Genomic DNA, 13484 nt, shown 5'->3' on the forward strand with positions numbered 1-13484 from the left:
CGATCGCTCTCTTTATTAATGCTATAAAATTACTATTATTAGCAATACACTAAATCTCGTAATCCATATATAAGAATTCTGTGTAAGGTGCGTTGGCGAAGCCCGTCGTAGACATCGCTGCATCAACAAGCTACTGTATATTTAGGGATTGTGTATGGAAAAGTTAGATCTAGCCAATCGTAGACATTGGATGAGAGTAAATATTATCACTAAAAGCTGAACTAATCTATCTACGGGATCTCAAACCTAAATTTGCCTTAGGCACATTTGTCTTTCCCCATTTTTGAAAGAATATGAACGAATTTATTTTATGTATAGCGAGATATCATATCATGAAGAGAAATTTCAGGTGATTCAATATCAATGGCAACTAAATTAATTGAACTAGAAGATGGCACTCTTGTGGAAGTTGAAGTTCCCCAAGAGAAAGCACAGGAAATCTCTGGAGGGTTTGCTGAACGGGTTAATTCAACCTTTGATCAAATTAAACCGTTGCTTGTTAAAGTCTGTCGTCCAATTAAAGAGACGTGGGAGGAGATTAATAAAGATATGACTATCGATCAAGTAGAAGTTGAAATTGGTCTGGCTTTTGAGTTGGAGGGTAATCTTTACATTACGAAGTCGAAGGCCGAAGCAAATTTGACAGTTAAATTAATACTAAAATCTGGTTCTCAGTCTAATGCTTTAACAAAATGATACTAGAAGAAGAGATACAAAAGTCAATTGTACTTGTTACTAGTAGTGACCCTAAAACAAATCATTTTGGGACAGGGTTCGTAATTCGTCAGACAATTAGCGTAGCTCATATTCTAACCTGTGCTCATGTTATCGACGATGTAGGTGGGGTGGAGCAGGTTATGGTTGATGGACAAAATGCAACAGTGGTTGATTCTGGTAAGGATTTGGGCTTAGATATCGCAATTTTGAGGGTTGAAACTCTATGGAATAAGCCAGCACTCCAAACTCAGGGTGATGCTCAGAAAGGTAGACCTGTAATCATTGCAGGATTTCAACTGTATGCAAAAAGCCATCTGATTAGATCGCTTCGAGGTATTTTAGGGAATCAGCAAGGATTGCAAGTTAATTCAGGTGAGCGTATTCCTGTTTGGGATCTGCAAGTTGTAGACGATTACAATCTAGAATCTGGATACAGTGGCTCTCCCATAGTGGACGAAGCGACGGGGAAAGTTTTGGGGATTGTAAGCCATAAACAGGGAGGAAGAACAGGTTTAGCTATCTCCATTGAAGCTCTTGATAAAATTTGGCGAGTATTGGATAATGACCAGCTTTATAAAGTTTTACTGAAGTTGGGATATCAAGAGCAGGTACGCACTTTTCGTAGACTAATTGAAAGACATTCTATTGCAGCTTTTCTTATTCATGGTTCTCCAGCACATGGGCAACGTTGGTTGCTAAATCGATTAATAGGCTATGTACCAAGGAGTTTACAAGGCAAAGTGGTTACTATTGGTTTAGATAGGGGTACTCGCGGGAGAGACATTGATGCGCTTTGGCGAGAGCTGGGTGGTCGAGTTGGTTTAGTGGGTGGAGGAAAGCCCGGAGCGGAAAAAATTGCCGAACGAGTTTACCAATGTTGGCACACGCAAAATGTTTTTTTGGTCTTCCATGAAGTTGATTGTACGCCAGAAGATTATCTTCGTCAGATAGTTCAAGATTTCTGGCAACCATTAGCGAAAAAAGCCCGAAATACAGTTTCCAGGAGAAATGATCCCAAACTTCTTATGTTTTTAGTGGATTATGAAGGTCGTGTAGGCAATTTAGAGGGTATTTTTTCTGAAAAATTAGATTCAAATGTGCCTGATGTTCCTGTTAAGCCTCCTAGAATCACTCTGTTATCTCATGATGATTTGATGGGCTGGATTGATACAGAGTTTAATGAACTACCGATTGAGCTTACTCATGAAGTTGATGTCATAGTACAAGAGATTCTTGGTAATAGCGAATATGGCATTCCAGAGTATGTGCTAGCAGAAATTTGTGCTCGATGTGGCTATAACTGGTATGAGGTAAAGGATCAATGGTTAAGGGCATGAGTAATCGTCCATTGCGATATGCAGGTAAAAAATTAAGGGTGAAACCAGGCGAGGTGAATGCAAATGGACAACGATTATATCCGTATATAACTAGTCCAGAAGTGATTGAAGCCGTTAATCTAGCAATTCAGTTAGAACGACCGTTGCTACTTAAAGGAGAGCCTGGTTGTGGTAAAACACGTCTAGCCCTTGCTGTAGCTCATGAGTTGCAGTTGCCTTTTGAAGCTTGGTATGTCAAATCAAATAGCCGAGCACGAGATGGACTATATATTTATGACGCAATCAGTCGCTTACGAGATGCTCAACTGGTTAACTCTAGGCAAATTATAAAGCAGGAAGATGTTGAACGTGTTCAAGATCCTACTACCTATGTAAAACTACAGCCGTTAGGTCGTGCTTTCAATAACAAGCAAAGAACAGTGGTGTTAATTGATGAAATTGATAAAGCTGATATTGATTTCCCAAATGATTTGTTGCTAGAGCTTGATGAGTTACGATTTGTCATTGAGGAAACTGGGCAAAAATTTATAGCTAAGGCTCCACCGATTATTTTTATAACAAGCAATGATGAAAAAGAACTGCCTGATGCTTTCCTGAGAAGATGCATATTTCATTATGTAGAGTTTCCTTCTGAAAAACGACTGATAGAAATTATCAATGCTCATTTTAATAATCCATCGCGTCAATTAGTTAATGCAGCCATAAATCGCTTTATAAAGTTACGCAAAGAGATGGATAAATATAAACGAGATTCGGGAAAGAAAGTAAGTACCAGCGAGTTAATCGATTGGTTTCGTGTTTTGAATAGCGATCCTGAAGATGAAGTTTTAGCAAGACTGAATGGGCAGCTTCCTTATGCTGGAGTATTGCTAAAAAGCTGGGATGACCATATCCGTTACTTGAAGCATAGTGATAATCGTGAATAACCTACCACTTCTAAATCTCTTCATTAGGTTACGTGAAGAAGCAGGATTGCCACTGGGTATAGATGACTACTTATCTTTGATACGGGCTTTGCAACTAGGTTTCGGTATATCAAACTTGAATGCTCTTGCACAACTTTGTCGGTCATTGTGGATTCGTTCAGAAGCTGAGGAAAGGATTTTTAATGCTTACTTTGAGCAAATGATTGACACTATAAAGTTTAAACCGAAGGACTCTTTTTTACTTAGACAATTACTTCAAAGAGTTATCTCTCAGGAAAAACCTTTATATGAAGACAATGTTTTAGTTCAAGACCATCTAAAAATTCTTAGCTCTCGTGAACGCAATATTTTGAGTATGTTAAATGGATTAGATGATGGGCGTAAGAAAACTCCAAGCGAAGTAGGAAAAAGATTAAATCTTAGCTATCAACAAATTATTGAAATTGAGACTGAAGCGATGCAAAAATTAAATCGCCTCAATCTATTATTAGCTACTGAGAATCAAAAGTTAGCTGTTATGCGGTCTGCGTTAAGAGTTGTTGATGATGTACAACTAAATAAGTTAGTTCAGGATTCTTTTACTGGTGGAGATGAAGAAGTTCCATATGGTCAATTGTCAAAATCAATAGAATATTTTCCTGTCACTCGCAGACAGATGATTCAAACTTGGCGGTATCTTCGACGACCTGTTAGGCAAGGAACGTCTGCTGAGTTAGATATCGAAGCCACAATTAACCAGATTGGATTACAAGGAATGTTTTTAGAGCCAGTACTAGTACCTTATCGTATTAACCGTGCTGAATTACTTTTATTAGTTGATCGTGACGGTTCTATGGTTCCGTTTCATGAATTGTCACGTCGATTAGCTCAAACAGCTTCTCAAGAAGGACGTTTGGGTAAAATCAATATCTATTATTTTCGTAACTGTCCTTCTGATTTTATTTATCGTGATCCTTATCTTTTGGAAGCTGAAACGCTCAAGAATGTTTTCTCGAATTTACAATCTGAGCGTTCAACTGTACTAATCTTTAGCGACGGTGGTGCTGCTCGCGGCAATTATAACCGAGACCGTATCCAACTAACTAAACAGTTTCTGGACGAACTGAGGCGATATACTCACAGTATTGCATGGCTGAATCCAATGCCTCGGTTTCGTTGGGGTGGTACATCTGCTAATCAGATTGAACGAATGATACCGATGTTCGAGTTCAATCGTCGTGGGCTACAAAGTGCAGTTAGCCTTTTATCCAAGCGTTCTAAAACAACGAAAGTTATATAGGATGAGTAAAATGAACTCATATCTGTGTTTGCTGTGTTGGAGATGGACTCTCAAGAGGCTAATAAATATATTGAAGCTTTTGAAAAGCGGTTTGGAGAGCCGCATCTTTATTTAGCGTATCATGCCGCCTTTCCGATAGAGCTTGTACCGGATCTTGCCTACTGTCTTTGGCATCGTTTTCAGTGCGATATTCATGGTCGGATGCTAGGAAGTCACTGGACAGCTGTATCAGATTTACTTCTGTATCTCTGTGATGAGGTTGGTCATGAACTATACAGAATGCCAAGAGCTGTTAGAATTCAACTACTCAAAAAACTTCAATTTAATACTAACTTCGGTGAACAACGGATTAGGGAATTGCATGATTTTTTGCTTCTCTATGTACAAAATAACCTTCAGAATGATGATCCTGATGTAAAAGATTTTGCTCAGGCTCAACGTTTAACAGCATTAGCTTACGTTTATCCAGATAATGCAACCAGCGAACTTGCCATAGCATTTAAAAGAGCATTTAAGCAAGATACCTCAGAATTGTTTCGCATCGCTTCAATTACGAAGACTTTAGCGGAACCTTTAACCGAAACTTTGGAATCTCGAACTTTGCTAACCTATGCCCAAAGTCTAGAAAAACTCGCTCATGACGATATTGAAGGAGCAGCAAATCAACTTCGTGGATTTATTGAACAAGATAACCGAGTACAAGTTGCTGGAATCAGATTAAATATTCCATTAGAAATTCTTCAATTTCTCGATAAATCACGGGGTAATACACCAGCTTCGGATAATCCATCAGCGGCAGACACTCCACCAAATGATGATGTACTTAGTTCATTTACTCAACGCAAAGAACCGGGACATTTCAGTGTACTACGTACCAAAATGACTGACGGTGAAATCCTTAAGACTACTCTTCGTGATTTGGGCATAACTGTCAAGATTGAAGCTGATGTCCGAGGCTACAATGGTCAACGAGTTCGTACAGATATCGTTGCTGTACTTGAAGGGGAATATGATTTAGGCTGGGGGCGTCATTCAGATGGTAGCTTTGACTTGATAGGTGATCTTTGGGGTATTGCAAAGAAGTATAATCAAACTGAACTAATTAATTCAATTAACCAAAAGTATCGTGTTATTAAAACACTAGCGGAAGCAAAACATTCAATTTTATACTCTTCATTAACGCAGAAAATAAAATGCCCCCGATGTGATTCCACACAAACTATTAGATATGGCTATCAGCATGGAAAACAGAGTTACAAATGTAGTAGCTGCGGTACTCAGTTCACAGAACCCTAATTTTCTAATGATTGTTTGTATGAATTGTATATTTCTGTAACTCTCAGTACGACAGAGAACTTTATTTGCTCGACTTTTGCGATCGCACCACCATCACACCGATCAAAACTAGTCATCACAGCGCAAAAATATAGATAAAGTCGAATTTAGTTAGCAAAATGGCATTTGACTTACTCAAAATGAGCTTTTACTTACTCATTTTGGTGTTTTCCGCAAGCAAAAGAAGCTTTTACTTTCTCAAAATGAGCTTTTGCTTTCTCATTTTGGTGTTTTCCGCAAGCAAAAGCAGCTTTTACTTACTCATTTTGGTGTTTTCCGCAAGCAAAAGCAGCTTTTACTTTCTCAAACCCCAGTTTGCTTTCTCATTTCAGTATTTCGCACATTCATGACAAATATCGCGCTTGTAGCAAAAATCATTGCAGATTTGCCAGAATTCTCTCAGGCTGATCTATACGTAAGCCTTTTAAGGTAAAGAATATTAACCGTACTCTATTAGAAGGTGTAGATCATGGCTCGGAGAAAAAGAACTTCTTTAGTGCTAGAAAAAGCAGTGCGTCGTGCAGCTAGCATCAACTCAATCAATCCAAGTTTAGATTTAGGCAATGGACTTACTTTACCTGCCTTTTCTACGCTGATCGAAACGATGCGAACTAGAGAAAATGCATATAACAGTGCCCTTTCCAGCTTGGATAAATTGTATCGTGAAATGCTGGAAACAGAAGACGAGTTGGGAGATATGACAGAACACATGCTAATGGCAGTGGGAACTCGATATGGCAAAAGCAGTGTAGAGTACGGTATGGCGGGAGGAGTTCCTAAAAATCAGCGTCGTAAGGGACTGCGAGGGGAGTCGCCAACTCTCAATGATGAGCAACCGTCATTCATTGCTACTGTGGAGAGCAAGAATGGAAACAAACCAGCAGCGACAACTTAATATGTGCTATTCTACGCAAAATTTTTTCAAGCAAAAATGATTGCATAGACGCATTCACAAAGCGTATCGTAGACATTGCTCTCCGAAAAAGAGACGTAGCAGTGCTACGTCTCTACTGTAACTAAATTTCCATTAGGTACACTTTTATAGAGACTTGATCCGTTCTATGCCACCCCATATTTCAAAAAACCGTTTAGTTTCAGCTTCTATCTCTGAAATTGTTCTTGTCTGTCCATTCCCAGAACCTGGAAAAACAATATAAACGATATCCTTGGGAATTCCTCGCCTGACTCTTGAGCGTACTAATGGATCGTTTCCAACAGCCTGAGACAAAGCTATTGAACCCTCTCCAATCTGGTTTTTAGGTCCAACATCAGCATAAATTGCAAAAGCGACTTTTTCATTGTTAGTGTTGTAAACAACTGCAAAATCACCTAATTTAACACCTGTAACTTTTCTAAAATCACTATTTCCCGGAAGAACAATATACGGAATCTTTGTTGAATCAATATAGCGACGTGGATCTTGTTTAACAAATCCAGAGTCGAATAATGCAGTCGTAGAAATATAGTATCCAGGATATGGATCGGTACTGCCTTGAATAAATGGATTGCCGTTTTTATCTACAGCTAGTGCCCACCAGTTATCTGAATACCCAGCATTTGCCAAAAAATCAATCCCTGTATCTGCGGGGTGATAAGCATTAGGCGCACCATCAGCATTAATGCTCATACCTGCTTCATAGAAAAATGCAGATTCTCCATTTGCCTGGAGAATGGGAATTTCACCAATTTTCAGAACAGTCTTGATAGAAAGTTTTGTGACTGGACTCAGGAATTTTTGAGCTACAAAACCTTCTAAAGTTTTTCCTTCAAGAATAGTTGCAACCTTCCACCACTTGTCATTATCCGAGTTTTTAATTTTAGATACAATATATCCTTTTGGAAGAGTTGCTATTTGATTAGCTTCGTCAACAATCGGTGCTGAACGTATATTCAAACTATCTGAGATTACTTGAAATTGCTGCATAAATTACTCCAAGTTTAAAAGTTGAACTCATGAAAATACATTAAGAAAACAAAATTTTGTGCTGATGCTATTAGCTAATATCTAGAACATCTCAAACTCTGATTTTTTTGTGTGGTGCCAGCTGCTATAACAGGGAGTTAGTCAGTTGGGCAGGCAATACCTAATTTCCCTGGAAGGAAGCAAGGCGAATACAGGAGAAGGAACCCCCGCAATGCACCCTAAGTCTAAATGTCACTTACTAAATCGCTGAATTTAGATCCCCGACTTCTGGCAGACACCCGGAGGGTAGAAGTTGGGGTTCTGGGCAGCAATTTTTGCTTAAGAAAGTACCATTCCACCCTAAAGCCGCCTTTGACTTGACAAAAAAATTTAAACAAATGTGAGTATGCGAACATCTTGGGAACTATAGAAGCAAATCAAATTAGCAGAACTTTCAGCTTCCAGCAATGAAGACTCCCTATCTCAGCAAAGCTAAGGCGTTCCCATTACAGATTGTTCTTATTGTTCCCTTCCTTATCCAAATTTTTGCAGCGGTCAGCTTAGTGGGTTATTTGTCTTTTAAAAATGGACAAAGAGCAGTTAACGACCTAGCCGAACAGTTGATAGATCGCACCAGCGATGTAGTGGATGAACACCTGAAGTCTTATCTTTCCATTCCACAAACCCTTAATCAGATCAACGCAGATGCCATCTGCAGGGGAATATTAGATGTGGGCGTAGGCAAAGCCAGCCGTAGGCATCGCCAAACCCTTGGCAAGTATTTCTGGGATCAGATGCAGGCTTATGACCTGACTTATATTGGTATTGGACTAACAACGGGTGAGGGGCTGGGAGCCGCTCGTTATGATGGCAAAACTATTACCATTGATGATTGGACTGCCAAGCTTCCCAATAATACTTCCACTTATGCCACAGATAATCAAGGTAATCGAACTCAAATAAATACTCGATGGACTTGGAACAATTTTACTGAATCTTGGTATACCCAACCCATCGCTGCTGGTAAACCTATTTGGGCAAAGATTGTGACTGCAAATTTTCCAACGGGGCCTTACATCAGCGCCTCTGCTAGTCGTCCGATTTATGATTCGCAAAATCGCTTATTAGGAATGATTGCAACAGACATTCACCTACTAAAACTCAGCGATTTTTTACGCAGTTTGAATATTAGTCAGTCTGGGCAGGTGTTCCTTTTGGAGCGGGATGGCACATTAATTGCCAGTTCCGGTACAGAGAAGCCTTTCGTATTTGTCAATCAAGAGATCCGGCGATTGCAAGCGATCGACAGTTCTGACCCAATAATACAGAACATTGCTAGACACCTCCAAATCTCCGGCTTTGGCTCTATCACCCAAGATACAAATTTTCAACTTGAGGTGGAAGGAAAACGACATTTTGTCAATGTTGTACCTTGGCGTGACAAATATGGTTTGAATTGGCTAATGGTAGTGAGTGTGCCAGAAAACACATTCATGGCCCAAATTAACACCAACACGCGCACCACGATCGCCCTTTGTTTGGGTGCATTAGTCGTTGCCTCAGTGATGGGCGTGTTTACCTCTCATTGGATTGTGCGCCCAATTCTCCGCCTAAATTGGGCAAGTGAGGCAATGGCATCTGGCAATTTAAATCAGACAGTACAAACTAGCAGTATTCGAGAACTTAATACCCTATCTAATTCTTTCAACCACATGGCAGGGCAATTGCATGAATCTTTTACTGCTTTAGAGAAAAGCAAAGAAGAACTAGAAGAACGGGTAGAAGAACGCACTACTGAACTTAAAAATGCATTAGGGGAATTACAGCGCACTCAATCTCAAATTATTCAAAGTGAAAAAATGTCTAGTCTGGGACAACTAGTGGCTGGAGTCGCACACGAAATTAATAATCCAGTCAATTTTATTCATGGCAATCTCGCCCATGTGCAGGAATATACCCAGGATTTATTAGCACTTATGCAGTTGTATCAGCAATATAATCCCTACCCTGCTGCTGAAATTCAAACCGTTGCCGAAGACATCGATCTGGAGTTTTTGCAAGAAGACTTGCCAAAAATGTTGTCTTCTATGAGAGTAGGCACCGATCGCATTCGTCAAATTGTACTGTCGCTGCGGAATTTCTCTCGCATTGACGAAGCGGAATTTAAACGTGTTGATATTCATGAAGGCATCGATAGTACTTTGATGATTTTGCAGCACCGCCTCAAAGCTAAACCAGAACAACCTGAAATTGAGGTGATTAAAGACTACGGCACTGTATCCCTAGTAGAATGCTATGCTGGACAACTCAATCAGGTATTTATGAATATTTTAGTAAATGCGATTGATGCGTTAGAAGAAAATAATACTAAGCTTGCCTATCAGGGTATTGAGAACAATCCTAGTAGAATTAAGATTCGCACATCGGTAGTTAATTCAACGTGGTTGGAAGTGGCGATCGCTGATAACGGAGTTGGTATTTCTAAAGAATTTCAGCAACGAATATTCGATCCCTTTTTCACCACCAAACCCATTGGTAAAGGAACCGGAATGGGTATGTCCATCAGCTATCAAATCGTCACAGAAAAACATGGCGGTAAACTGGAGTGCTTTTCAACCCCTGGAAAAGGAACCGAGTTTATCATTCAGATTCCTCTGCGGCTAAAGGTTCATGGAGTGGTTTAACTTAATACTAATTTGGAATTCCTATATTATCTAGCTATTATTACGGTAGTCAGTTATTTTTGAACCTTATATTATACATACAAATAATGAGTAAAAATCAGTAGTTATATTTGTTAAGGAACCTATGCAGATAAATCAGGTGATTGAAACCTACGATCAAGGTGCAGTGAATTATGACGCAATTATGAAGCGTTACTGGCACATTGAGCGCGAACCTCTAATTGCTTCTTTGCAGTTGAAGCCAGGACAAACCGTACTAGATGCTGCGGTAGGAACAGGTCTTAATCTTTCAACCTACCCTGAAGCCGTGCATGTCGTCGGTGTTGATCTTTCTGAGAAGATGATGGATGAAGCACGTAAAAAACCCGTATCCGCAGACATCACCTTTCAGGTATCGAATATGTGCAAACTTGATTTTCCTGATAATAGCTTTGATGCAGCAGCGTCGGGATTTACTCTCTGTGTTGTTGATGATCCAGTTCTTGCTCTTAAGGAAATTCTACGAGTTACCAAGCCTGGTGCATTTATTGCCATTCTCGATTACTGCAAATCGCAAGATCCAGAGATTCAGAAATGGCAAGAGTTGATATCTGATGCAGCTTCACAGCTAGGTTTCCCGACTGGCAAGATCAAGTGGGATGCATTGATGGATTATGACGAATTGATTTACAACAGCAAGCTTCCTATTGAAGTGCTTACAGACGATCGCATAGAAAGTCAAAACCCGTTTTTATGTGGTTGTCAATTATTGCTTAAAAACTCAAAAGCTTAAAGGCGACAGTATCGCACTCTTGTCCAATGAGTGCGATATCTACGACAAGCCGGATCACAAGTGATTTTGAAACAGTTCTAAAACATGTTGCCAAGCATCAGGAGCCGCTTCTGGGTTATAACTTGGGTGCTGGGCTAAAAATGGGTATTGGTCTTCAAAGAATCCAGCGAAAAATCCGTGTCCAGCGTCGTATCGAAATACACGATGATTGATTTGATGTTTCTTTAATTCTGCTTCAATTTGCTCGTTTTCTTCCTGAGAAACTAATGCATCTCTTGTACCAAAAAATGCATAAATAATACCTTTAATTTCTGAGGTGCGATTAATGGTTGGAGTGTCTTCACCATAACTAGCAGTGGTAATTCCACCACCGTAGAACGAAGCTGTTGCTTTGATATCGGGTAAAGTTGCAGCCATATAAGCAACATGACCGCCAAAACAGAAACCAATCACACCAATTGCATTATTTTTGACATTGGGTAAAGTTTTGAGGTAAGTAATAGTAGCTTGAATATCGCTGAATATCTCTTGATATTTTACTTGTTGATAGTATTCCAATCCCAACCGATAGGCTTCTGGACTGTAGCCAACATCTTCTGGGCTAAAGTCTGCCTCAAAACCGGGAGCAATACGTTGATACATCGCTGGAGCGATTGCTACATAACCTTGTTTGGCGATTAGCTCGGTGATATCTTTAATATTACTGTTGATTCCAAAAATTTCTGGAAAAACTATAACCGCCTCAAAGTTTCCCTTTTGTGCTGGTTGAGCTAAGTAAGCATCGATTTCTAAGTCATTATTAGGTACTTTGACATAGCAAGTGTTGATTTCGATGTTTGTTGTTTCTAGCATCTTTGTTTCGGCTAATTTTATACCAACTTATCTATTTTGACTGTTTTTCGACACAGATGGGCGATATTTAAGACGAGCGGAAACACCAGAAGTATTGCTCTGCTTGATAAAGGGAAATCACTTACTCTCAACTATGACTTCACTGCTGTGAGCAGATCAGATGAATTTCTAACTTTTGAATAGATGCCATCTCAAACTTCTGGAAGATCCCAAGGGTTTTTGATTTGTGCGATTTTACATAAAGTAAGCATAAAAACTCAAAACTAATAAGCACAAGAAAAAACAATGCCCGATGAAAGTTTTAGAACAAACGTTCCAGAAATTGACCCAACAGAAATTGAAGATGATCGAGCTGCGATCGCCGACGAACATCGCTCGTTTCTAGAAAAAGTCCAGGTCAAAGCCGGATTTGCAGATCCCTATGATGCAAGAGATTTTACCGAAGTTGTGTTTCGCGTGATGCGCGACGTGATGACCACAGAAGCCAGCGATCGCGTTGAGGCAGAACTGCATACAGAGGCTATACCTACTGATGAGAAAGCACTCCAGTTTGAAGTGTCCGATCTCTGGAAAGACACCAATCCAATTGTGGGATTTTTGAGCCGGGTTCGTCCACCCTGGAAAGGCCCAGGTATTTTCAATATTGATTCTGATCGCTTCCTGTTCCGAGTTGCTAATGAAAGCGGAATGCCGCGATCAGTAGATCGAGAGCAAGCGGTTAAAGCAGTGTTTTCTGCCACCAAAGACGAGCTTTCCGAAGAGCGAATTCAGGAAATTGCTAGCTGGCTACCTGACTATGTACGTCAGCTTTGGGAGCAGGCTTAATTAGAAGGCTAAAAAAGTCAAGTCTGTTTGTGAGTAGCGATCGCAAACAGGTTTTCTATATAATAGGTTTACTGATTCACAGCCAATCACTCCACAAGCTTCACTATTTGGTTCACCACTGGGCGTGGTTTGCGGCGATAATCTGACTTGCGTGTTCTAGATTTTTTGTTTGGATGGTTAAAAACAGTTGATAGATGCGTTGCCTTTGGCGTAGTTCGCCACAGGCATGGTATTGCAGTATGATATTACCTCACAAGCAAATCTGTGACAAAATAATATTGTTGTCTTATAGCCAATGTGATCGCCTAAGACCTATGATTTCTACCATCTCGCGCCGCTACAGCTTGGATGAATATCGTGCGATCAAAGAAAAAGCCGAAGGACGCAGCGAATATCGAGATGGAGAAATTGTATCCATGCCTGGAGGAACCCTCAAACACAGCCGTATCGGTCGGAACATTCTGACCTATTTTAGTACTGTGATGTGTGATACTCAATTCGAGCCAATTAACAGTGATTTACGGCTGTGAATTCATAAATATCGACGTGGGGTATATCCAGATGTAATGGTTTTTGATGGCGAACCTCAGCTAAATGCTGAACGTTTAGATGAAGTTTTGAATCCAACGCTGATTGCTGAAGTTTTATCTCCTTCCACCACAGATTATGACCAACTCAGTAAATTTCGGATGTATCGCTCAATTCAGAGTTTTGGCGAATATTTATTAGTCGAACAGGATGAACCTTTTGTGGAACGCTATGGTTTTTGATGGCGAACCTCAGCTAAATGCTGAACGTTTAGATGAAGTTTTGAATCCAACGCTGATTGCTGAAGTTTTATCTCCTTCCACCAC

General features: G+C 40.0%; 11 protein-coding genes and 2 pseudogenes. 11 read left to right on the forward strand and 2 right to left on the reverse strand.

Translation table 11 applies throughout. The features are described from left to right. Window positions 1–363: 363 nt before the first annotated feature. The 7 genes and pseudogenes from V7K60_RS34640 (at window position 364) to V7K60_RS34665 (ending at window position 6489) form a co-directional block, all read left to right on the forward strand. Window positions 364–696, forward strand: coding sequence for a CU044_2847 family protein (locus V7K60_RS34640; protein WP_334932713.1), 333 nt, complete (start codon window positions 364–366; stop codon window positions 694–696). After that, complete coding sequence (locus V7K60_RS34645) at window positions 693–2054, forward strand: trypsin-like peptidase domain-containing protein (protein ID WP_334932714.1); 1362 nt, start codon at window positions 693–695, stop codon at window positions 2052–2054. The genes V7K60_RS34640 and V7K60_RS34645 overlap by 4 nt, the downstream gene beginning before the upstream one ends. After that, window positions 2051–2980, forward strand: a complete 930-nt coding sequence (locus tag V7K60_RS34650) for an AAA family ATPase (protein WP_334932716.1) — start codon at window positions 2051–2053, stop codon at window positions 2978–2980. The genes V7K60_RS34645 and V7K60_RS34650 overlap by 4 nt, the downstream gene beginning before the upstream one ends. Continuing rightward, a complete protein-coding gene (locus tag V7K60_RS34655; RefSeq protein WP_334932718.1) occupies window positions 2973–4259 on the forward strand; it encodes a sigma factor-like helix-turn-helix DNA-binding protein in 1287 nt (428 codons plus the stop codon). Before V7K60_RS34650 ends, V7K60_RS34655 begins: the two co-directional genes overlap by 8 nt. 879 nt (window positions 4260–5138) lie before the next feature. After that, window positions 5139–5414 (forward strand): annotated as a pseudogene (locus V7K60_RS34660) (DUF1257 domain-containing protein); the annotation flags it as partial. 33 nt (window positions 5415–5447) lie between these two features. Beyond that, entirely contained in the window at window positions 5448–5555 is a 108-nt protein-coding gene (locus V7K60_RS35520; RefSeq protein WP_442944514.1) for an IS1/IS1595 family N-terminal zinc-binding domain-containing protein, read from the forward strand. 508 nt (window positions 5556–6063) lie between these two features. Then, on the forward strand, window positions 6064–6489 hold the full coding sequence (locus V7K60_RS34665; RefSeq protein ID WP_334932720.1) for a hypothetical protein: 426 nt from the start codon (window positions 6064–6066) through the stop codon (window positions 6487–6489). A 144-nt stretch (window positions 6490–6633) separates the two neighbouring features. Here V7K60_RS34665 and V7K60_RS34670 read toward each other — a convergent pair whose 3' ends face one another. Then, window positions 6634–7518, reverse strand: a complete 885-nt coding sequence (locus V7K60_RS34670) for a glycoside hydrolase family 75 protein (protein WP_334932721.1) — start codon at window positions 7516–7518, stop codon at window positions 6634–6636. A gap of 446 nt (window positions 7519–7964) precedes the next feature. Here V7K60_RS34670 and V7K60_RS34675 point away from each other — a divergent pair, with 446 nt between their 5' ends. Beyond that, entirely contained in the window at window positions 7965–10181 is a 2217-nt protein-coding gene (locus V7K60_RS34675) for an ATP-binding protein (RefSeq protein WP_334932723.1), read from the forward strand. A gap of 124 nt (window positions 10182–10305) precedes the next feature. Next, a complete protein-coding gene (locus V7K60_RS34680) occupies window positions 10306–10953 on the forward strand; it encodes a class I SAM-dependent methyltransferase (protein ID WP_334932725.1) in 648 nt (215 codons plus the stop codon). Window positions 10954–11007: 54 nt separating this feature from the next. On the opposite strand, the gene V7K60_RS34685 is transcribed toward V7K60_RS34680, so the two are convergent. Continuing rightward, entirely contained in the window at window positions 11008–11805 is a 798-nt protein-coding gene (locus V7K60_RS34685) for a dienelactone hydrolase family protein (RefSeq protein ID WP_334932727.1), read from the reverse strand. Window positions 11806–12090: 285 nt separating this feature from the next. On the opposite strand from V7K60_RS34685, the gene V7K60_RS34690 reads away from it, so the two are divergent. After that, window positions 12091–12630 carry a DUF2267 domain-containing protein gene (locus V7K60_RS34690; protein WP_334932729.1) on the forward strand — a complete coding sequence of 180 codons (540 nt, stop codon included), beginning with the start codon at window positions 12091–12093 and terminating at the stop codon, window positions 12628–12630. A gap of 314 nt (window positions 12631–12944) precedes the next feature. Next, window positions 12945–13391, forward strand: a pseudogene (locus V7K60_RS34695) (Uma2 family endonuclease); the annotation flags it as partial. Window positions 13392–13484 lie beyond the last annotated feature (93 nt).

This window comes from Nostoc sp., from assembly GCF_036917555.1.
Taxonomy (GTDB): domain Bacteria; phylum Cyanobacteriota; class Cyanobacteriia; order Cyanobacteriales; family Nostocaceae; genus Nostoc.

Excerpts from the sequence above, each read along its gene's own strand:
- V7K60_RS34640 (WP_334932713.1), top strand. The coding sequence starts at position 364 with ATGGCAACTAAATTAATTGAACTAGAAGATGGCACTCTTGTGGAAGTT.
- V7K60_RS34645 (WP_334932714.1), top strand. The coding sequence starts at position 693 with ATGATACTAGAAGAAGAGATACAAAAGTCAATTGTACTTGTTACTAGT.
- V7K60_RS34650 (WP_334932716.1), top strand. The coding sequence starts at position 2,051 with ATGAGTAATCGTCCATTGCGATATGCAGGTAAAAAATTAAGGGTGAAA.
- V7K60_RS34665 (WP_334932720.1), top strand. The coding sequence starts at position 6,064 with ATGGCTCGGAGAAAAAGAACTTCTTTAGTGCTAGAAAAAGCAGTGCGT.
- V7K60_RS34670 (WP_334932721.1), bottom strand. The coding sequence starts at position 7,518 with ATGCAGCAATTTCAAGTAATCTCAGATAGTTTGAATATACGTTCAGCA.
- V7K60_RS34675 (WP_334932723.1), top strand. The coding sequence starts at position 7,965 with ATGAAGACTCCCTATCTCAGCAAAGCTAAGGCGTTCCCATTACAGATT.
- V7K60_RS34680 (WP_334932725.1), top strand. The coding sequence starts at position 10,306 with ATGCAGATAAATCAGGTGATTGAAACCTACGATCAAGGTGCAGTGAAT.
- V7K60_RS34685 (WP_334932727.1), bottom strand. The coding sequence starts at position 11,805 with ATGCTAGAAACAACAAACATCGAAATCAACACTTGCTATGTCAAAGTA.
- V7K60_RS34690 (WP_334932729.1), top strand. The coding sequence starts at position 12,091 with ATGCCCGATGAAAGTTTTAGAACAAACGTTCCAGAAATTGACCCAACA.